The 19,294-nt window shown below is 57.9% G+C and carries 19 protein-coding genes; 7 read left to right on the plus strand and 12 right to left on the minus strand.

Translation table 11 applies throughout. The annotated features are described in order from the left end of the window. The first annotated feature begins 143 nt into the window (after positions 1-143). The gene (gene norV, locus AC6EMZ_RS17660; protein ID WP_498404070.1) at positions 144-1,592 is read left to right on the plus strand and encodes an anaerobic nitric oxide reductase flavorubredoxin; all 1,449 of its coding nucleotides are present in this window, start codon (positions 144-146) and stop codon (positions 1,590-1,592) included. Beyond that, on the plus strand, positions 1,589-2,722 hold the full coding sequence (gene norW, locus AC6EMZ_RS17665) for an NADH:flavorubredoxin reductase NorW (RefSeq protein WP_498404071.1): 1,134 nt from the start codon (positions 1,589-1,591) through the stop codon (positions 2,720-2,722). The genes norV and norW overlap by 4 nt, the downstream gene beginning before the upstream one ends. On the opposite strand, the gene hypF is transcribed toward norW, so the two are convergent. The 3 genes from hypF to AC6EMZ_RS17680 form a co-directional block, all read right to left on the minus strand. Then, the gene (gene hypF, locus AC6EMZ_RS17670) at positions 2,647-4,953 is read right to left on the minus strand and encodes a carbamoyltransferase HypF (RefSeq protein ID WP_498404197.1); all 2,307 of its coding nucleotides are present in this window, start codon (positions 4,951-4,953) and stop codon (positions 2,647-2,649) included. The genes norW and hypF overlap by 76 nt on opposite strands. After that, positions 4,953-5,498: an electron transport protein HydN gene (gene hydN, locus AC6EMZ_RS17675; RefSeq protein ID WP_498404072.1), complete on the minus strand. Its 546-nt coding sequence runs from the start codon at positions 5,496-5,498 to the stop codon at positions 4,953-4,955. Before hydN ends, hypF begins: the two co-directional genes overlap by 1 nt. A 132-nt stretch (positions 5,499-5,630) precedes the next feature. Then, the gene (locus tag AC6EMZ_RS17680; RefSeq protein ID WP_498404073.1) at positions 5,631-6,644 is read right to left on the minus strand and encodes a LacI family DNA-binding transcriptional regulator; all 1,014 of its coding nucleotides are present in this window, start codon (positions 6,642-6,644) and stop codon (positions 5,631-5,633) included. Positions 6,645-6,859: 215 nt separating this feature from the next. Here AC6EMZ_RS17680 and ascF point away from each other — a divergent pair, with 215 nt between their 5' ends. Beyond that, positions 6,860-8,311, plus strand: a complete 1,452-nt coding sequence (ascF, locus tag AC6EMZ_RS17685; RefSeq protein ID WP_498404074.1) for a PTS cellobiose/arbutin/salicin transporter subunit IIBC — start codon at positions 6,860-6,862, stop codon at positions 8,309-8,311. An 18-nt stretch (positions 8,312-8,329) separates the two neighbouring features. After that, the gene (locus AC6EMZ_RS17690) at positions 8,330-9,754 is read left to right on the plus strand and encodes a 6-phospho-beta-glucosidase (RefSeq protein WP_498404075.1); all 1,425 of its coding nucleotides are present in this window, start codon (positions 8,330-8,332) and stop codon (positions 9,752-9,754) included. Positions 9,755-9,808: 54 nt separating this feature from the next. On the opposite strand, the gene hycI is transcribed toward AC6EMZ_RS17690, so the two are convergent. The 9 genes from hycI to hycA form a co-directional block, all read right to left on the minus strand. Continuing rightward, a complete protein-coding gene (hycI, locus tag AC6EMZ_RS17695) occupies positions 9,809-10,273 on the minus strand; it encodes a hydrogenase maturation peptidase HycI (RefSeq protein ID WP_498404076.1) in 465 nt (154 codons plus the stop codon). Next, positions 10,266-10,676 (minus strand): formate hydrogenlyase maturation HycH family protein, encoded by a 411-nt coding sequence (locus AC6EMZ_RS17700; RefSeq protein ID WP_498404077.1) that lies wholly within the window; start codon positions 10,674-10,676, stop codon positions 10,266-10,268. The genes hycI and AC6EMZ_RS17700 overlap by 8 nt, the downstream gene beginning before the upstream one ends. After that, the gene (locus AC6EMZ_RS17705) at positions 10,673-11,440 is read right to left on the minus strand and encodes an NADH-quinone oxidoreductase subunit B family protein (protein ID WP_498404078.1); all 768 of its coding nucleotides are present in this window, start codon (positions 11,438-11,440) and stop codon (positions 10,673-10,675) included. The genes AC6EMZ_RS17700 and AC6EMZ_RS17705 overlap by 4 nt, the downstream gene beginning before the upstream one ends. Then, complete coding sequence (locus AC6EMZ_RS17710) at positions 11,440-11,982, minus strand: formate hydrogenlyase complex iron-sulfur subunit (RefSeq protein WP_498404079.1); 543 nt, start codon at positions 11,980-11,982, stop codon at positions 11,440-11,442. The genes AC6EMZ_RS17705 and AC6EMZ_RS17710 overlap by 1 nt, the downstream gene beginning before the upstream one ends. 9 nt (positions 11,983-11,991) lie before the next feature. Beyond that, entirely contained in the window at positions 11,992-13,701 is a 1,710-nt protein-coding gene (locus AC6EMZ_RS17715) for a hydrogenase large subunit (protein WP_498404080.1), read from the minus strand. Positions 13,702-13,716: 15 nt separating this feature from the next. Then, a complete protein-coding gene (locus AC6EMZ_RS17720) occupies positions 13,717-14,640 on the minus strand; it encodes a respiratory chain complex I subunit 1 family protein (RefSeq protein WP_498404081.1) in 924 nt (307 codons plus the stop codon). 1 nt (position 14,641) lies between these two features. After that, positions 14,642-16,468 (minus strand): formate hydrogenlyase subunit 3, encoded by a 1,827-nt coding sequence (hycC, locus tag AC6EMZ_RS17725; RefSeq protein ID WP_498404082.1) that lies wholly within the window; start codon positions 16,466-16,468, stop codon positions 14,642-14,644. Continuing rightward, positions 16,465-17,073: a 4Fe-4S dicluster domain-containing protein gene (locus AC6EMZ_RS17730; protein WP_498404083.1), complete on the minus strand. Its 609-nt coding sequence runs from the start codon at positions 17,071-17,073 to the stop codon at positions 16,465-16,467. The genes hycC and AC6EMZ_RS17730 overlap by 4 nt, the downstream gene beginning before the upstream one ends. Before the next feature lie 72 nt (positions 17,074-17,145). Next, positions 17,146-17,601 (minus strand): formate hydrogenlyase regulator HycA, encoded by a 456-nt coding sequence (hycA, locus tag AC6EMZ_RS17735; RefSeq protein WP_498404084.1) that lies wholly within the window; start codon positions 17,599-17,601, stop codon positions 17,146-17,148. Positions 17,602-17,811: 210 nt separating this feature from the next. Between hycA and hypA the strand changes: the two genes are divergently transcribed. From hypA to AC6EMZ_RS17750, 3 genes are read left to right on the plus strand one after another with little or no spacing between them, the layout of a single operon-like run. Continuing rightward, on the plus strand, positions 17,812-18,162 hold the full coding sequence (gene hypA / locus AC6EMZ_RS17740; RefSeq protein WP_498404085.1) for a hydrogenase maturation nickel metallochaperone HypA: 351 nt from the start codon (positions 17,812-17,814) through the stop codon (positions 18,160-18,162). Between the two features lie 3 nt (positions 18,163-18,165). Next, complete coding sequence (gene hypB / locus AC6EMZ_RS17745) at positions 18,166-19,029, plus strand: hydrogenase nickel incorporation protein HypB (protein WP_498404086.1); 864 nt, start codon at positions 18,166-18,168, stop codon at positions 19,027-19,029. Next, positions 19,020-19,292: a HypC/HybG/HupF family hydrogenase formation chaperone gene (locus tag AC6EMZ_RS17750; protein WP_498404087.1), complete on the plus strand. Its 273-nt coding sequence runs from the start codon at positions 19,020-19,022 to the stop codon at positions 19,290-19,292. The genes hypB and AC6EMZ_RS17750 overlap by 10 nt, the downstream gene beginning before the upstream one ends. The last annotated feature ends 2 nt before the right edge of the window (positions 19,293-19,294 follow it).

Here is a 19,294-nt window from a genome sequence, read left to right on the forward strand (position 1 = left end):
TGTAAAAAAGATAGTCAAATCGACTAACCATTACGGATGACAATTTACATAAAATATTTAAATCAATACGTTACAAAACTGGCACGCAACTTGATATAGGCAATTCATCTATTTTAAAAACAGCGTATTAATTTGAGGTTGCTATGTCTATTCTGGTTAAAAATAACATTCATTGGGTTGGCCAACGTGACTGGGAAGTCCGTGATTTTCACGGTACCGAATACAAAACGCTGCGTGGCAGCAGCTACAACAGCTATCTCATCCGTGAAGGCAAAAATGTTCTTATCGATACGGTCGATCATAAATTCAGCCGCGAGTTCGTGCAGAACCTGCGTAATGAAATCGACCTCGACGCCATCGACTACATCATCATTAACCACGCGGAAGAAGACCACGCCGGTGCGCTGACCGAGCTGATGTCTTACATTCCGAACACGCCAATTTATTGCACCACCAACGCCATCGACTCCATCAACGGCCATCACCATCATCCTGAGTGGAATTTCCACACCGTGAAAACCGGCGACACGTTGGATCTCGGCAACGGCAAACAGCTGCTCTTCGTTGAAACGCCCATGCTGCACTGGCCAGACAGCATGATGACCTACATGACCGGCGACGCGGTGCTGTTCAGCAACGACGCCTTCGGTCAGCATTACTGCGACGAGCGCCTGTTTAACGATGAAGTGGATCAAACCGAGCTGTTCGAACAGTGCCAGCGCTATTACGCCAACATCCTGACGCCGTTCAGCCGTCTGGTAACGCCAAAAATTACCGAAATCCTCGGCTTCAACCTGCCGGTGGATATGATTGCCACCTCTCACGGCGTGGTGTGGCGGGAAAACCCAACCCAAATCGTTGAGCTGTATCTGAAATGGGCCGCCGATTACCAGGAAGATCGCATCACCCTGTTCTACGACACCATGTCTAACAACACCCGTATGATGGCGGATGCCATCGCGCAGGGCATTAACGAAGTTGATCCGAACGTGGCGGTGAAAATTTTCAACGTGGCGCGCAGCGATAAAAACGAAATCCTGACCAACGTCTTCCGCTCCAAAGGCGTGCTGGTCGGCACTTCCACCATGAACAATGTGATGATGCCGAAAATCGCCGGTCTGGTGGAGGAGATAACCGGCCTGCGCTTTCGCAATAAACGCGCCAGCGCTTTTGGTTCACACGGCTGGAGCGGCGGCGCGGTCGATCGTCTCTCAACTCGTTTGCAGGATGCCGGTTTTGAAATGTCGATGAGCCTGAAGGCCAAATGGCGCCCGGACGTTGATGCCCTGGAAATCTGCCGTCAGCACGGCCGCGATATTGCACGTCAGTGGGCGCTCGCTCCGCTGCCAGAAGCAACGGTGAAACCGACTCAACAACAGGAAGATTGCGCCTGCGCCGCCGCGACTGCCGCCGCTCTTGGCCCATGCATGCAGTGCAGCGTCTGTCAGTGGATTTACGATCCTGAACTGGGTGAGCCGTTGCAGGACGTCGCACCAGGCACCCCGTGGAGCGACGTACCGGATAACTTCCTCTGCCCGGAATGTTCACTTGGAAAAGACGTCTTTGACGAACTGGCTTCGGAGGCAAAATGAGCCACGGAATCATCATTATCGGCTCGGGCTTTGCCGCCCGCCAACTGGTAAAAAATATCCGCAAACAGGATGCAAATGTCCCCCTGACGCTTATCGCCGCAGACAGCATGGATGAGTACAACAAACCGGACTTAAGCCATGTGATAAGCCAGAGCCAGCGCGCAGACGACCTCACCCGCCAGACGGCGGGGGAGTTTGCCGAGCAGTTCAACCTGCGCCTGTTGCCGCATACCTGGGTCACCGATATCGACGCCACCGCACACCTGGTAAAAGCCAAAGATAAGACGTGGCAGTACGACAAACTGGTGCTGGCGACGGGCGCATCAGCTTTTGTGCCGCCAGTCGAGGGCCGCGAGCTGATGTTAACGCTCAACAGCCAGCAGGAGTATCGCGCCAGCGAGACCGCACTTCGCGATGCACAGCGGGTGATGATTGTCGGCGGCGGCCTGATTGGCACCGAATTGGCGATGGACTTTTGTCGCGCAGGCAAAGCCGTCACCCTCGTCGACTGCGCGGCAAGCATTCTCTCTGCGCTGATGCCCGCCGAAGTGAGCAGTCGCTTACAGCATCGACTGACCGATATGGGCGTACATTTGCTGCTGAAAGCGCAACTGCACAGCCTGACGAAAACGGAGAGCGGCATTGTGGCCCGACTTGACGGTAACCGCAGCGTTGAAGTGGATGTGGTGGTGGCCGCAACAGGTCTGCGCCCGGAAACCGCACTGGCACAGCGTGCCGGGGCCGACACGCAGCGTGGCGTGCAGGTAAATAGCTATCTGCAAACCTCCCAGCCGGATATTTACGCACTCGGCGACTGCGCCGAAATTAACGGTCAGGTGCTTCCGTTCCTACAGCCGATCCAGTTAAGCGCCCTGTATCTGGCGAAAAACCTGCTCGGTGCCAGCGCGCCGCTGAAGCTGCCCGCCATGCTGGTAAAGGTGAAAACGCCGGAACTACCGCTGCATCTCGCCGGTGAAACCCAGCGTCAGGATTTGAACTGGCACATAGCCATTGAGCCACAAGGCATGGTGGCGCGCGGGTCCGACAGCGACGGTCAGTTGCGCGCTTTTATGGTCAGCGAAGATCGCATGAAGGAGGCTTTCGCCCTGCTGAAATCATTACCCGTGTAACCCTCAGTCACTGCCTGTCTGGCCGCCGCAATGACGGCCTGACCGAAGGCAATACCCCCGTCGCCTGCTGGCAACCGGGAGGGGAAAAGCAATGTAAAATCAGCGAGATAAAGCTCCAGCCGGGCGCGCAGCAGACGGTTGTGCAGGACCCCACCGCTAAAGCACAACGTTGATAGCCCTAAACGCCGAGCGTGATAGCGCATCAACTCTGCCAGTCCTCTTGCCAGCACATCATGAAATACCCACGCACGCGCGTTGGGTTCAGCCTGCCAGTCAAGCCATTGATTCCAGAATGTGGCAAGGTCGAGCTTGCCGTTTTCCACGGGAAGCGTGACCGGATGGCTTACCCCGTTGCACTGCCTTGCGAGCGCTTCCAGCTTACAGGCGGCTTCGCCCTCGTAGCTTTGCGTCTCTGGCGCCAGGTTCAGCGCACAGGCCACGGCGTCGAACAGTCTTCCGCAGGAGGAGGCCAGCGGCGCGTTGAGTCCCCGCGCGATCGCCGTTACCAGCAGCGGCCAGTTTTGCTGTTGCACCATGCGAGTCTCGGGCCGCGATAGCCAGTCCGGGACAAACGCCAGGCAGTGTGCGAGCAAGTTACGCCACGGCTGTATCGCTGCCCTATCGCCGCCGGGCAGCGCCACAGCAGGCAACCCGCCGAGATGCTGGCACTCAAGATAGTTCACACGCAGACATTCGCCGCCCCACAGCGCGCCGTTTTCCCCCATCCCGATACCGTCCAGGACAAGCGCAACCGCATCACCTGCATCCAGCAGCCAGCCGTTTTCCGCCAGGCATGCCGCTGCGTGGGCGTGGTGATGTAAGACCGTCTGGTTTGGTAGCGTCATCTGGTTTGCCCACTGCACGCTGCGATAGCCCGGATGCGCATCACACGCGAGCTGCTCAGGCCGGAAGTCGTACATCTGCTGCATAACGGCAAGCGCGCCGCGCCACTGGCTCTCGACGCCTTCGTCGCTGAGATCGCCAAAGTGCTGGCTCATCACCGCCTGCCCGTCGCGTAGCAGGCAGAACGTGTTTTTCATGTCGGCACCGAGCGCCAGAATGGGGGGAATACCGTGAAAACCTGCGGGCAAGGCAATGATGTCGGGTACGTAGCCCCGCGCCCGACGCAGCATCGTGCCCCTTTCATCAACGACGGAATCATCCATTCGCTGCACGATTTCACGGTTGTGTAGCAGAAAACCGTCGGCAATTTCACGCAGGTCATCCATCGCCTGGTCGTTATTCATCGCTGGCGGTTTACCGCTGAGGTTGCCGGAAGTCATCACCAGCGGACAGGCCATGTCATCCATCAGCAAATGCTGCAATGGATTCGATGCCAGCATCACGCCCACGGCATCCAGACCCGGCGCAATCTCCAGCGGCAGATCGGGGAGATAACATTTTGGCGTCAGCACGATGGGGGCTGCCGGGGAGCGTAATAATGCCTGAATCGGCGCAGGTAAACAGGAGTCGTTCGCTATCATCACCGCCAGCGGTTTTGCCGGGCGATGCTTGCGCTCACGCAGCCGCGCGATGGCCTGGACATTGCGCGCATCACAGACCAGATGAAAACCACCCAGCCCCTTAACGGCGACAATCCCACCCGCGTTGAGCATCGCAACCGCCGCGGCCAGCGCGGCGTCCCGACGATGGCGCACCTCACCCGCGCGCCATTCCAGCTCAGGCCCACAGTCCGGGCAGGCGACCGGTTGGGCGTGAAAGCGTCTGTCCGCCGGATGGCGATATTCGTGCTCGCACGGCGCGCACAGCGCGAACGGAGCCATTGACGTATCAGGGCGATCGTAAGGCATGGCGCGGATAATGGTAAAACGCGGGCCGCAGTGGGTACAGTTGATAAACGGATAGCGATAGCGGCGCTCGCGGGGGTCGCGCATTTCAGCCAGGCATGCAGGACAGGTGGCCGCATCGGGCACAATTTGGGTCGCCATTGCGCCACCCGCGCTGTGCCTGATGGTAAAATCGTCGGGCAAATGCGACCACGTATACGGCTGCGCCTCAACCTCGTCGATACGCGCCAGCGGGGGGCAGTGTTGCATAAGCTGTTCAGTGAAGGCGACCGCATCGCCCGTCAACCGGACCAGCACGCCAGCACCGTCGTTACAGACGTCACCGCACAGATGTAGCTGATTCGCCAGTTGCCAGACGAACGGGCGAAAACCCACCCCCTGCACTTTGCCACGCACCCGCAGCTGAACCCCGCCGACCATAATCAGAACAACATAGAAGAAGTGGTATCGAACGCCGCACGACGGCGTTTTTCCGCGCTCATCTGTTCGAGTTTATTGCGATCCACACAGACCAGAGCGTTCGTCGGGCAGGCTTCCATACACGCCGGACCGGATTCGAGGTGATGGCACAAATCGCATTTGTTGGCCTCAGCCTTATCGGCACGCACTTTCAGGCCCATGCCGCTTTGACGAATGACCGGGCGTACGACCACTTCCATCGCGCCGTACGGACAGGCCACCACGCAGGTTTTACAGCCAATGCAGCGCTCCTGCATCACATGCACAAAGCCGTTTTCACGGTTGATGGCACCGTTTGGACAAACGTTCGCGCACGGCGCATCTTCGCACTGACGGCAGATGGCCGCCGTGGAGATGTTTACGCCTTTAATCACGTGAATACGCGGCAGGAAAGATTCAGGGGTAAGTGACGCGCAGTCCTGCTGCGCCTGATGCGACACGACGCAAGCCACTTCGCAGGTACGGCAGCCAATACACTTACTGGCATCTGCCATCATAAAACGGTTCATTTGCTTCTCCAGCATGACATTCATGAGGCGAGACATACATAAACCGTGCCATGTTTTAATTGACTGATTTAACTGATAATGTCAGAGCCGTCAGAGTGTCATCGTCACAAGTGACGATGACTATTGTCAATGTCAGACGTGCGGTCCGGCAATGACGGAATCCCGCAAAATCAGTTCACCAGAGAAGGTTTGTTGCAACGTAAACTCTCCGCCGTCGAGCATAAAAATCAGGCGGCTGATGGTCTCTTTGATCATCTCGGTCACCGGGATCCGCACGCTGGAGAGCGATGGGATGATATACGGCGCAATCGCCACATCATCGAAACCAATAACCGACACCTCGCCCGGCGTGGCAATCCCGCTGTCATGCAACTGTTTCATCGCGCCAATCGCCATATCGTCATTGCTCGCCACCAGCGCGGTAAATGTCTCACCCCGGGTAAGCAGCGTCGAAACGCCCGCGGCACCGCTCTCCGGGTTCCATTTACCGTCGGCGATCAGCGCCTCACGCAGCGGAATATGGTGCTGCGCGAGGGCATCTTTGTAGCCAGAAAGACGTTCGATTCCGGTGGGTGAATCCAGCGAGCCGGTAATAAACGCGATGTCGCGATGCCCCATGTCGATTAGCTGCGACACCGCCGCCTGACACGACGCTTTATGATCGGACCAGACGCAGTGGCTGCTGTTTTTACGCAGGCGGCGGTTGAGCACCATAATCGGCTGCTCGTGTTTCTGAATAATTTCGTCCATCTCATCAACGCTCAGGAAGCGCGGATAGATGATTATCGCGTCACAGCGCATATCCAGCAGATACTGGATCGCCTCACGCTCTTCATCGGCGCTGTGTTTACCGTCCGCCAGAATTAACTGCCGCCCTCGCTCTTCGGTCATGCGCGCGGCATGGAACAGCAGTTCGCTGAAATAGACGCCGTGATACAGAGTGTTGGTCACCACCAGTCCCAGTGTTTGCGTGCGTTTCGTGGCCAGGTTTCTCGCCAGCAAATTCGGGCGATAACCGCTCTCTTCAATGGCCTGAAATACCCGGTCTTTGGTCTCCTGGCTGACGTAGCCATTCCCCGACAGTACCCGAGAAACCGTTGCTTTCGACACCCCTGCGCGCTGCGCCACTTCCAGCATCGTGGTCATTTTATTCTTCCGTCCAAAACCGATGTGCCGCAGTGTACTGCACCGCAGGAAAATTGTCGCAGCGGCGATATCACGCTTTCACCCCATCAGGGTGATCAAGTTCACGAATGTAAAAAATGCACAATGAGCCATCTTGTTTCATGCGAAGAAACTCATGATGATTATGTGGAACCGGTTTCCTACGTATTCACACAATAACAACAGGATCACTTCCGATGGCCAAAAACTACGCTGCGCTGGCGAACGATGTTGTCAGCGCACTCGGCGGCAAAGACAACATTGCTGCCGTGACCCACTGCATGACGCGTCTGCGTTTCGTTCTGCATGACGAAAACAAAGTGGACGGGGCAACGCTTAAAAATATCAACGGCGTGCTCGGCGTGGTGCGTAACGACAACCAGTGCCAGGTGATCATCGGCAACACCGTGTCGCAGGCTTATCGCGAAGTGGTGAACCTGCTTCCGGCCAAACTCCAGCCCGCTCAGCCGCAAGGTCCGCAAAAGCTCACCTTACGCCGCGTGGGAGCCGGGATACTCGATGCGCTCATCGGCACCATGTCCCCGCTGATCCCGGCGATCATCGGTGGCTCGATGGTGAAGCTGCTGGCGATGATCCTTGAGATGACCGGCGTGCTGCCTAAAGGCGCACCGACGCTCACCATTCTGACCGTTATCGGCGACGGTGCGTTCTTCTTCCTGCCGCTGATGGTGGCGGCGTCGGCGGCGATTAAATTCAAAACCAACGTCTCGCTGGCGATTGCGATCGCGGGCGTGCTGGTTCACCCGAGCTTTATCGAGCTAATGGCGAAAGCCGCGCAGGGCGAGCACGTTGAGTTCGCGTTTATTCCGGTGACGGCGGTGAAGTACACCTATACGGTTATCCCGGCGCTGGTCATGACCTGGTGCCTGTCGTACATCGAAGTGTGGGTCGATAAAATTACCCCGGCGGTGACCAAAAACTTCCTGAAACCGATGCTGATCGTGCTGATTGCCGCCCCGCTCGCCATCGTACTGATTGGGCCGATCGGGATCTGGATCGGTAGTGCCATCTCCGCGTTGGTTTATACCATTCACGGCTATCTCGGCTGGCTGTCCGTCGCCATCATGGGCGCACTGTGGCCGCTGCTGGTCATGACCGGGATGCACCGCGTATTTACCCCGACTATCATTCAAACCATTGCTGAAACCGGCAAAGAAGGGATGGTGATGCCGTCAGAAATTGGCGCTAACCTGTCCCTCGGCGGTTCATCGCTGGCGGTAGCGTGGAAAACGAAAAACCCGGAACTGCGCCAGACCGCGTTAGCTGCGGCGGCGTCGGCCATCATGGCCGGGATTTCTGAGCCAGCCCTGTACGGCGTGGCAATACGCCTGAAGCGCCCGCTGATTGCGAGCCTGATCAGCGGCTTTATCTGCGGCGCGGTCGCCGGCATTGCCGGTCTTGCCAGCCATTCGATGGCGGCGCCGGGCCTGTTTACCAGCGTGCAGTTCTTTGACCCGGCCAACCCAATGACCATCGTATGGGTATTTGCTGTGATGGCACTGGCGGTGGTGCTTTCGTTTGTTCTGACCCTGCTCCTCGGCTTTGAGGATATCCCGGTCGAAGACGATGCAGAGAAAGCCCGCGCCCTGCAAACCGCGCCGGCTCAGTCACAAGAAGCACGCGTATAAATGAATAACGAGGTAAAAATGTCTGTTTTTCCAGAAGGATTTTTATGGGGCGGCGCACTTGCCGCCAACCAGAGTGAAGGCGCGTACCGCGAAGGCGGCAAAGGGCTGACCACGGTCGATATGATTCCCCATGGCGCTAATCGCCTGGCGGTGAAGGTCGGTCAGGAAAAACGTTTTGCGCTGCGCGACGACGAGTTTTATCCAAGCCACGAGGCGATTGATTTTTACCATCGCTACAAAGAAGACATCGCCCTGATGGCGGAAATGGGCTTTACGGTGTTCCGCACCTCTATCGCCTGGAGTCGCCTCTACCCGAACGGCGACGAGCCGCTGCCGAATCAGGAGGGCATTGCTTTTTATCGCGCAGTGTTCGAGGAGTGCAAAAAGTACAATATCGAGCCACTGGTCACGCTGTGCCATTTTGACGTGCCGATGCATCTGGTGACCGAATACGGCTCCTGGCGCAACCGCAAAATGGTTGATTTCTTTGCTCGCTACGCCCGCACCTGCTTTGAAGAATTCAACGGTCTGGTGAAATACTGGCTGACCTTCAACGAGATCAACATCATGCTGCACAGCCCGTTCTCCGGGGCCGGTCTGGTGTTTGAGGAAGGCGAAAACAAAGATCAGGTGAAATATCAGGCCGCGCACCACGAGCTGGTGGCGAGCGCGCTGGCGACCAAAATCGCCCACGAGGTGAACCCGGAAAACCAGGTCGGCTGTATGCTGGCCGGCGGTAATTTTTACCCCTACTCCTGCAAGCCAGAAGACGTGTGGATGGCGCTGGAAAAAGACCGCGAAAACCTGTTCTTTATCGACGTGCAGGCGCGCGGCAGTTACCCCGCTTACTCCGCCCGCGTGTTCCGCGAAAAAGGGGTGGTGATTGTTAAAGACCCAGGCGACGATCAACTTCTGAAAAACACCGTCGATTTTGTGTCGTTCAGCTATTACGCCTCACGCTGCGCCTCGGCGGATATGAATGCCAATAACACCAGCGCGGCGAACATCGTGAAATCGCTGCGTAACCCGCACATCGAAGTGAGCGCGTGGGGTTGGGGCATCGACCCGCTGGGCCTGCGCATCACCATGAACATGATGTACGACCGTTACCAGAAACCGCTGTTCCTGGTGGAAAACGGCCTCGGCGCGAAGGACGAATTGGATGCCAACGGCGAGATTAACGACGATTATCGCATCAGCTACCTGCGCGAACACATCCGCGCCATGGGCGATGCCATTGAAGACGGCGTGCCGCTGATCGGCTACACCTCCTGGGGCTGCATCGACCTGGTGGCGGCATCGACGGGCGAAATGAGCAAACGCTATGGATTTGTTTATGTCGATCGTGACGATGCAGGCAACGGCTCGCTGGATCGCATTCGAAAGAAATCGTTCTGGTGGTATAAGAAGGTGATTGCGAGTAACGGGGCGGATCTGGCGTAGCCCCTCACCCTAACCCTCTCCCCATTGGGGAGAGGGGACTGTCCAGTGCGGTTTTCACTCGATGGAGAGGGGTTGAAATCCTCCGTCCCCAACCCACCCCGCCAACCGTCCATACACCACTTCAACCGCCGCCTTAATCGGTGGCGTCATTGGGTAATAAAACCCAACGATATCCGGCTGAATGCCCAAAAACAGCACTTCGCCCACGTCGTCTTTAATCTGATCGACCAGGTAATTCAGCGGCATGTTATGCGTCGTCATCATAAACATTTCAGCAATGTCGTCCGGGTCGATCAGACGGATCTCGCCGGGGTTTAACCCCATATCGGTGGCGTCGACGATCAACAAACGATCCGGGTGCAGTTCGCGGATAGCGACCACGTCGTTTTCTGGCGCGCTGCCGCCGTCGATCACCACCCACTTCCCTTGCGGTGCGGCGGCGCACATTTCCGCCAGTAGCGGACCCGCGCCGTCGTCGCCCATCATGCTGTTGCCGACACACAGTAAAACGTCAGTCACGTAATCTCCTCACCATCAGGTAGATGGCGCTCTCCTGGTGAATATCATGCAGCATGCCGAGCACGGTTTTGCTCCACGCCTGCTGTTCTGGGGTTTGCCGGACTAACGCCGCGTCAAAGGCATTCGCCAGCATCGCGATATGGTTGATGTCGATGACGATTTCGCCATACTTCGGCACGCCTTCCATCTTGCGCCGCGCGGTGCTTTCCGCCTCCAGCGTGCCAATCCAGGCGAGATACTCCTGCCACGGACAGCTCAGCGCGGCTTCCAGGCAGTCGATCACCCCCAGGTGGTGACCGATCGCCAGGCTGTAATACACGACCTGCTGCGCGGCATCGGGCGTGGCGTCGTTTTCGTCGATAAACTTACGGCTCAGCTGACTGAACACCACCTTTTCGCTCATCGGATACGCGCCTCGTCGACGACAGAATTCAGGTTGGCGACAATCTCGTTCAGGCGCGGATCGTTTTCCGCCTCCAGCCAGCGAGAAACCTGATGCTCGCCCTGGCTCAGCAGGCGCAGATAGTCATCGGCAATCTGGCGACCATAGCGATAGCCCGCTAATTTGCGCGCCATGCGATCGACCTTCACGCGCAGCGGCTGCACCATATCCGGATGCAAAATTGTCGCAGGCTGATTGTCGATTTCACCCGGTTCGCGGGCGTGGATTTTCTGCTCCAGCAGGCCGAGCGCCATCGCAAAACCGTACAGCGTGGCGGCAGGCGTTGGCGGGCAGCCCGGAATATAAACGTCAACCGGCACAATTTTGTCGGTGCCGCCCCACACGCAGTACAGGTCATGGAAGATCCCGCCGCTATTGCCGCAGGCACCATAGGAGATACAGATTTTTGGGTCGGGCGCGGACTGCCAGGCGCGCAGCGCAGGCGATCGCATCGCGCGAGTCATGGCACCGGTAAACAGCAGGATGTCAGCATGACGCGGTGACGGCACCACTTTGATGCCAAAACGCTCGGCGTCGAACAGCGGCGACAGGGTGGCGAAGATTTCAATTTCGCAGCCGTTGCAGCCGCCGCAGTCCACGCGGTAGACGTAGGCCGAGCGTTTGATTTTTTTCAGCAGCGACGCTTTCATATTGGCGATGGATTCATCCACCGTCATCGGCACCGGAATGCCGTTATCGTCGCGCGGGCCGAGTAAATGGCTCATCAGCTGGCCTCTTTCATGTGACGTGTTAAATCAATGCGGTCGGACGGCAGCAGGCATTTCTGACGCTTGCAGTCCGGGCAGGTTTCAAAGCTTTCGCGGTGATGCTCCGCGCGGGCGTCACCGTTGTGCTTCAGTAGCGCGATGGCGTAGTCGATCTCTTTTTGCACGGCGAAAGGACGCTGGCAAACGCGGCAATGACAGAGCGCAAAGCGCGACTGTTGCAGGAAATCTTCTTTCTTCCACACGGCCAGTTCGTATTCCTGCGACAGCTTAATCGCCGCCGTCGGGCAGACCTCTTCGCAGCGGCCGCAAAAGATGCAGCGCCCGAGGTTGAACTGCCAGGCAAGTTCGTTGGTCGCCAGACAGGTTTCTACCGTCAGGGCGTTCGACGGGCAGGCGTTGACGCAGGCCGCACAGCCGATGCACTGCTGCGGGTTATGTTCCGGCTTGCCGCGAAAGTTTTTATCTACCGGCATCGGCTCCAGCGGATAGCTGCTGGTCACCGTGCCGGTTTTGATCACTTTTTTAATAAAGGTAAACATGACAAATCCTTATTTCAGCGGCGAGTTCTTGCGCTCGATGCTGTAGCGTTCAAGCTCTTTGTACGCCACGACCTTGCTTTTCTTCTTACGCACATCAACCACCGTCATGCGGTCGGTGCAGGAGTAGCAAGGATCCAGGCTGCCGATGATCAGCGGCGCATCAGAAACGGTATTACCGCGCAGCATGTAGCGCAGGGTCGGCCAGTTGGCGTAGGTCGCGGCACGACAGCGCCAGCGGTACAGCTTCTGGTTGTCGCCGGTCATGCTCCAGTGGATATCATCCCCGCGCGGCGCTTCGGCAAAGCCCAGCGCAAAACGGTTTGGAATATAGGTAAAGCCTTCTACCATCAGCGGGCCGCCCGGCAGGTTATCCAGACCAAAATCGATCATGTTCAGCGCGGTAAAGACTTCGTTAATGCGCACCTTCAGTCGGGAGATCACGTCGCAGCCCTGTTCGATATGAATGGTCATCGGCAGCAGACCGTAGCCGACAAACGGGTGATCGGTGCGGGTGTCACGGGCGTGGCCGCTGGCGCGCACCATCGGACCGACGTTGCTGAAGTCGCGGGCGATTTGCGGGTCGAGGCGGCCAATGCCCACGGTACGCTGTTCGATATTTGGCGTGCTCAGCAGCATATCCACCAGTTCCTGCACGTCGCGGCGCATCTGCTGGGCCAGCAGACGGGTCTGGATCATGTCGTCTTTCAGCAGATCGCGACGAATCCCGCCGATCAGATTCAGTCCGTAGGTTTTGCGCGCCCCGGTCAGGATCTCGGCCATTTTCATCGAGGCTTCACGCACGCGGAAGAACTGCATAAAGCCGGAATCAAAGCCGACAAAGTGACAGGCCAGCCCCAGGTTGAGCAGGTGCGAATGCAGACGTTCCACCTCCAGCAGGATGGCGCGGATCATCTGCGCGCGCTCCGGCACCACGATCCCCATGCCGTTTTCAACCGAGGTGGTGTAGGCGGTACTGTGGGCAAAGCCGCAGATGCCGCACACGCGATCGGACAGGAACGTCACTTCGTTATAGCCCATGCGGGTTTCTGCCAACTTTTCCATGCCGCGATGGACGTAGAACAGGCGGTAATCTGCATCGATAATATTCTCGCCGTCGACAAACAGGCGGAAGTGTCCCGGTTCATCGGAGGTGACGTGCAGCGGGCCAATCGGCACCACGTTGTTCTTTTTGCTGCCCAGTTCGTTGATGAACTCGTACGTTTCACTGTCGGTCGTCGGTGCAGGACGCTGGCGATAGTCCATGCTGTCTTTGCGCAGCGGATAGAGTTCGTCCGGCCAGTCATCCGGCAGCACCAGACGACGCTCGTCCGGCAGGCCCACCGGCACCAGGCCGTACATGTCGCGCACTTCTCGCTCGCCCCAAACGGCAGCCGGTACGCGCGGCGTGACGGACGGATATTCTGGTTTATTGGGGTCAACCTCGACGCGCACGGTGAGCCAGCATTTCTCGCCCTGCTCCATCGACATCACGTAATAGACCGCGTAGTTACCGCACAGTTGACGCTCGTCATTGCCGAACAGCACCGACAGCCAACCGCCCTGCTGGTAGTAAAGAAACTCCACCACTTCCGGCAGATAGTTCACCTTGATGGTGACCGTTATCTGGTCTTTGGTCTGCCAGGATTCTTCGAGCACCACACCCGGGAAAGCCTGATGCAATGCGGCGAGATACTGCTGACCTTTCTTTTCTTCAGACATAAAAACTCTCTTAAATCACGCCACCAGCAAGGAGACGAAGGCTAAAAAGGCAAACCCAAAACCGGCCCAGGTAATGCGTGAGGTAGCAACAAAACGCAGTCGCGCCATGCTGTTTTCAAACAGGGCGATAATCAGGACTCCCACGACCAGCTTGAGCGCGGCAATCACTACCGCCAGCAGCAGAGCGCCGACGGAGAAGTGGGTCATTTGTCCCCACGGGAAAAAGACGCCGACAAACATCTGCAAGACCACCAGCTGTTTGAGGCTGATGCCCCACTTGAGCACCGCAAAGCCGTAGCCGCTGTATTCGGTCAGCGGGCCTTCCTGGAGCTCTTGCTCCGCTTCTGCCAGATCGAACGGCAGCTTGCCCATTTCGATAAAGGTGGCAAATGCGCAGGCGCACAGCGCCAGAATCAGCGGAATACTGCGGGCAGCAGGCCAGTGGTAAAGGGTGTCGGTGATCACGCTAATGTGGGTCGATCCCGCTACCTGCGCGGCGACCCATAATCCCAGCAGCAGGATTGGCTCAACCAGCACGCCGAGCATCGCCTCGCGGCTGGCCCCAATACCGGTAAACGGGCTGCCGGTATCCAGCCCTGCAATGGCAAAGAAGAAGCGCGCGATGGCAAACAGATAGATGAGGGTTATCAGATCGCCCAGCACCGGTAGCGGAGACCCCACCGTTACCACCGGCAGCGCAGTGGCGATAGTCAACATCACGCCAACCATGACAAACGGCGTCAGACGAAAGACCCAGCCCGCCGCGTCGGGCGCAATGCTTTGACGCCCCATCAGCTTGAACAGATCGCGATATTCCTGGAGCACGCCAGGCCCGCGACGGTTATGCATCCGAGCGCGCGCCACGCGCGTAATGCCGGACAGCAGCGGCGCAACGGCGAATAACACCAGCGCCTGAAGTAATGCCAGTAACAGACTCATGTCAGGCTCCTCGTGAAATCACAATCACCACCAACACCGCCAGCTCAATGACCGCCAGACGGCGGCACAGCGCAGGTACGGCAGCACTTTGCCAACCGGGGATCCAGCTCACCGGATTCAGTTTTTCTCGCAGCTTCAGCACCGCAGAAAAGTTCTCTTTCACCGGCATCGCAAAGCCGTGAGCGGTAATGACCATCGCTTGCTCATGTTCATACCCGCACGCCCAGGCCGCCCCGCGCGAGCGGGCAGGCAGGCGATCGCGTTTGAAGAACAGCATCAGCACGAACGGCAGCAGCGGCGCGGCAATTAGCAGCAGCGCCATCATCGGTTGGGAAACGGTAGTGTGTGCGGTGACCAGCGGCAGCGGGATCGCACTGCCGAGCAGCGGAATGAGCCACGGTGCGGCAACGCCGCCGACAATGCAGCACAGCGCCAGCAGCACTACGCTTGCCGCCATCAGGAACGGCGCACAGCAGGCCTGTTCCGCCTCTTTGGTGCGCGGCGCACCGAGGAACGTGACGCCATAGACTTTCGCCATACACATCACCGCCAGCGCGCCGGTAATCGCTAAGCCTACCGCCAGCAGCGGGCCGAGCAGACGTGCGATAAATACGTCGCTCTGGCCGAGCGCAAAGAAGGACTGGTAAATGACCCATTCACCAGCGAAGCCGTTCAGCGGCGGCAGCGCGGCCATTGCCATTAACCCCACCAGCATGGCGAGCGAGATAACCGGCATCTTTTTACCGATACCGCCAAGCTTCTCGATATCGCGATGGCCGGTACGGAACCAGACGCTGCCCGCGCCGAGAAACAGCGTGCTTTTAAACAGGCTGTGGTTGATCAGATGATACAGACCGCCGATAAACCCGGCGGCGATCAGCGCAGGCTGATTCAGCGCCAGACCGGTGATACCCGCCCCCAGGCCGAGCAGAATAATGCCGATGTTTTCCAGGGTGTGGTACGCCAGCAGACGCTGAATGTTGTGCTCCATCAGTGCATACAGCCCACCGACGAACGCCGTGACCATCCCGGCGAGCAGCAGCACCACGCCCCACCACAGCGGCGGCTGCCCGCCCATCAGTGAGAGCATCAGGATACCGAACAGGCCAACCTTCATCACCACGGTTGAGAACAGCGCGGCCGCAGGTGCAGAGGCGTTAGCATGCGCCTGTGGCACCCAGCCGTGCAGAGGAATAATCCCCGCCAGCAGGCCGAAGCCAACCACGCCCAGCAGCCAGATATCCGCCCCCAACGGCAGCAGTTGCGAGCGAGCGTTAATCAGTGCCAGATCCAGCGTGCCATAGCGTTGCCACGTCAACCAGCAGGCCAGCGCCAGCAGCAACGTGCCGAGCCGACCCAGCGCGAACCACAGCTTACCGGACTGCGTGCATCCCGTGAGGAACACGCCGCAGAGCGCCATGATTTCGGCCATCACCACCAGCGCACCTAAATTGCTGGCGAGCACGGTGCAAACCGCCGTCGCCATCAGCAGGTTCACCAGCAGACCGTTCGCTTTGGCCTGCGGGTGACGATGCCAGTCGATATTGAACAGACTGATAAACAGGCCACATAGGCCAAAGGTTATCAGCCAGATGGCATTGAGCGGCGTAATCGCCATGCTGTGGTGCACAACCGGTATCACGGCATTAACCGAGATCCCACTGGTTAGCGTAGAAAAACCCGCGACCGCGGTGAGTACACTTCCCGCCGCGCCACCCAGCCCGGCTATCCAGCCGCTTAGCGGCCTGGAAAATGCGAAAATAAGTGCCAAAACAGCCGCGATCGTAAAGCACGCTATGGCGCTGTTAATCAAAGCGACAGCGTTCATTTCGCCCCCTCGTTTTGCGTCTGAAACAGCGAAAGATCGCCAAAGTCGGCATTCACGGTCAGCTCGCGTTTGCGTTTGCTGCTGCGAGCAATATCGCGGATATTCACTAAGATCAGCGCCTTGGTTGGACACGTGCGCACACAGGCCGGGCCTTGTTCATCGAAGCTGCACAAATCGCACTTCACCGCCACGGCACGGATGCCCGGCACCCAGTCCAACAGCGTGCTGACGCGCGCCGGTGCCGGTGGTGCAGGAGGCGCTTTTGGCGAATTGGCATTCGCAGGAATATGCAGTGAACGGCTGCCAGAAAACTCAATAGCACCAAACGGACAGGCGATGCCGCAAAGTTTGCAGCTCACGCACAGGCTTTCGTTTAGCTGCACCGCACCTTCAATGCGGGTGATGGCATTCACAGGACAAACGCCCGCGCAGGGGGCATCTTCACAATGGTGGCAGAGCTGCGGGGCAGACTCTTTCTCATTACGCATGACTTTCAAACGCGGCATCGACTGTAGCCCGTGCAGGCGGTGTGTTTCCGAACACGCCGCTTCACAGGTATGACAGCCAATGCAGACCGTCGAGTCAGCAATTACAAAACGGTTCACCGGGGGAGTCCTCAGGACATAGTCATTTTTGACGAAAAACGTGCCGCATCGACACTTCTCGACACGTAAACATCACACGGCGCGCGTTTCGCTCACCAACGCCTTCAAATCCACCGGCAAATCGTGCTCAACCGCCGCATAGAGGTTGTGATAAACCGGCGCGATTTTTTCCAGGTAGTGTTCCAGCACCTGCTGGCGATCGCGATTGCTGACGTGACCGTCAACCATGCCGTCAGCCATTAACTGTGCCTGGGCAATCAGCTGCCTTTCACCTTCTTTCGTCTCGACGTAGTACTCAATGGTGTGGCTGTTGAAGGTGTCCGCAAGGGTGACGTAAATCATAAAGTGCCCAAACAGTACGAAGCACAAATCCTCTTGTGCCGCGCAGCTCATGGCGTGATGCAGACGCGCTTTTGACAGGGTGATCCCCTGAACCAGTGAATTACAGTAATGCTGCCATTGCTCCTGCAGTGATTGATGGCGCTGCGCAATGTAATCCGCCTTTTCGCTTATTTCCCAAATAGTCATCTTAAATATCCAGTTAATGGAGATAGCGCCTGTTAAGCAGGTTTTGTGCCAGCTTTTATCCCATTGATATAAAAGCGATTTAGCAATACAGGCACTGTCAATGACAGCGTGTCGACGTGTCATGTCGTCAGCGCCGACACCGTCACGCCCTAAGCAAAATGAAGCTGGCATCGTTATTGCATTAATGGGGCAAATCATTGAGGAGGCGTCATGCACGAAATCACCCTCTGCCAGCGAGCGCTCGAACTTATCGAGCAACAGGCAAAGCAGCACAACGCAAAGCGCGTGACCGGCGTGTGGCTAAAAGTTGGGGCATTTTCCTGCGTCGAAACCAGCGCCCTCACCTTTTGCTTTGAGCTGGTGTGCCGCGACACGGTGGCGGAAGGCTGCCAGCTGCATATAGAAGAACAGCAGGCTGAGTGCTGGTGTGAACACTGCCAGCAGTACGTCACGCTGCTGTCATCAAAGGTGAGAAGCTGCCCGCAGTGCCAGAGCCTCGGCCTGCGCATCGTGGCGGATGACGGCTTGCAAATTCAGCGCCTCGAAATAGACCAGGAGTAAATCATGTGTAGCACCTGCGGTTGCGCCGAAGGCAACCTGTATATCGAAGGCGACGAGCATCGCCCCCACTCTGCGTTTCGCTCTGCGCCTTTTTCTCCGGCATTACGCCAGGCCGCGACCATTACCGGCGTTACGTTTGCCCCGCTCCGTTCAACCGAGGGCGACCTGCATTACGGCCATGGCGAAGCGGGCACGCATGCGCCGGGCATCAGCCAGCGCAAAATGCTGGAAGTTGAAATCAACGTGCTGGACAAAAACAACCAGCTCGCCGCCCGCAACCGCGCGCGTTTTGCCACGCGCCAGCAGCTGGTATTGAACCTGGTGTCCAGCCCCGGTTCCGGCAAAACCACCCTGCTGACCGAGACGCTAAAACGCCTGAACGGCAGCGTTTCCTGCGCGGTGATCGAAGGCGATCAGCAGACGGTCAACGATGCGGCGCGTATTCGCGAAACCGGCACGCCCGCCATTCAGGTCAATACCGGCAAGGGCTGTCATTTGGATGCGCAGATGATTGCCGACGCCGCACCACGACTGCCGCTTGCCGATAACGGCATCCTGTTTATTGAAAACGTCGGCAATCTGGTGTGTCCGGCAAGCTTCGATTTGGGCGAGCGCCATAAGGTGGCCGTGCTGTCCGTCACCGAAGGCGAAGACAAGCCGCTCAAATATCCACACATGTTCGCCGCCGCCTCGCTGATGCTGCTCAACAAAATCGACCTGCTGCCGTATTTGAATTTCGATGTGGATAAATGCCTGGCCTACGCTCGCGAAGTGAACCCGGATATTGAGATCCTGCTGGTGTCCGCCACAAAAGGTGACGGCATGGAAAGCTGGCTGAGCTGGCTGGAGAACGAACGATGTGCATAGGCGTCCCAGGGCAAATTCACTCCATCGACGGCAATCAGGCCAAAGTGGAAGTCTGTGGCGTGCTGCGCGACGTCGATTTGACGCTGGTCGGGAGCCTGGACGACACGGGTGCCTCGCGTCTCGGCCAGTGGGTATTGGTCCACGTGGGCTTTGCGATGAGCATGATTGATGAGGACGAAGCCCGCGACACGCTGGCTGCGCTACAGAACATGTTTGAGGTCGAGCCGGACGTGGGCGCGCTGCTGTACGGCGAGGAGCGATAACT

The organism is Enterobacter sp. SCRI0065 (genome assembly GCF_059766475.1).

What these genes read in the sequence shown, in the direction of transcription:
- norV (WP_498404070.1), top strand. Translation starts at nt 144, where the DNA reads ATGTCTATTCTGGTTAAAAATAACATTCATTGGGTTGGCCAACGTGAC.
- norW (WP_498404071.1), top strand. Translation starts at nt 1,589, where the DNA reads ATGAGCCACGGAATCATCATTATCGGCTCGGGCTTTGCCGCCCGCCAA.
- hydN (WP_498404072.1), bottom strand. Translation starts at nt 5,498, where the DNA reads ATGAACCGTTTTATGATGGCAGATGCCAGTAAGTGTATTGGCTGCCGT.
- AC6EMZ_RS17680 (WP_498404073.1), bottom strand. Translation starts at nt 6,644, where the DNA reads ATGACCACGATGCTGGAAGTGGCGCAGCGCGCAGGGGTGTCGAAAGCA.
- ascF (WP_498404074.1), top strand. Translation starts at nt 6,860, where the DNA reads ATGGCCAAAAACTACGCTGCGCTGGCGAACGATGTTGTCAGCGCACTC.
- AC6EMZ_RS17690 (WP_498404075.1), top strand. Translation starts at nt 8,330, where the DNA reads ATGTCTGTTTTTCCAGAAGGATTTTTATGGGGCGGCGCACTTGCCGCC.
- AC6EMZ_RS17700 (WP_498404077.1), bottom strand. Translation starts at nt 10,676, where the DNA reads ATGAGCGAAAAGGTGGTGTTCAGTCAGCTGAGCCGTAAGTTTATCGAC.
- AC6EMZ_RS17705 (WP_498404078.1), bottom strand. Translation starts at nt 11,440, where the DNA reads ATGAGCCATTTACTCGGCCCGCGCGACGATAACGGCATTCCGGTGCCG.
- AC6EMZ_RS17710 (WP_498404079.1), bottom strand. Translation starts at nt 11,982, where the DNA reads ATGTTTACCTTTATTAAAAAAGTGATCAAAACCGGCACGGTGACCAGC.
- AC6EMZ_RS17715 (WP_498404080.1), bottom strand. Translation starts at nt 13,701, where the DNA reads ATGTCTGAAGAAAAGAAAGGTCAGCAGTATCTCGCCGCATTGCATCAG.
- AC6EMZ_RS17720 (WP_498404081.1), bottom strand. Translation starts at nt 14,640, where the DNA reads ATGAGTCTGTTACTGGCATTACTTCAGGCGCTGGTGTTATTCGCCGTT.
- hycC (WP_498404082.1), bottom strand. Translation starts at nt 16,468, where the DNA reads ATGAACGCTGTCGCTTTGATTAACAGCGCCATAGCGTGCTTTACGATC.
- hycA (WP_498404084.1), bottom strand. Translation starts at nt 17,601, where the DNA reads ATGACTATTTGGGAAATAAGCGAAAAGGCGGATTACATTGCGCAGCGC.
- hypA (WP_498404085.1), top strand. Translation starts at nt 17,812, where the DNA reads ATGCACGAAATCACCCTCTGCCAGCGAGCGCTCGAACTTATCGAGCAA.
- hypB (WP_498404086.1), top strand. Translation starts at nt 18,166, where the DNA reads ATGTGTAGCACCTGCGGTTGCGCCGAAGGCAACCTGTATATCGAAGGC.
- AC6EMZ_RS17750 (WP_498404087.1), top strand. Translation starts at nt 19,020, where the DNA reads ATGTGCATAGGCGTCCCAGGGCAAATTCACTCCATCGACGGCAATCAG.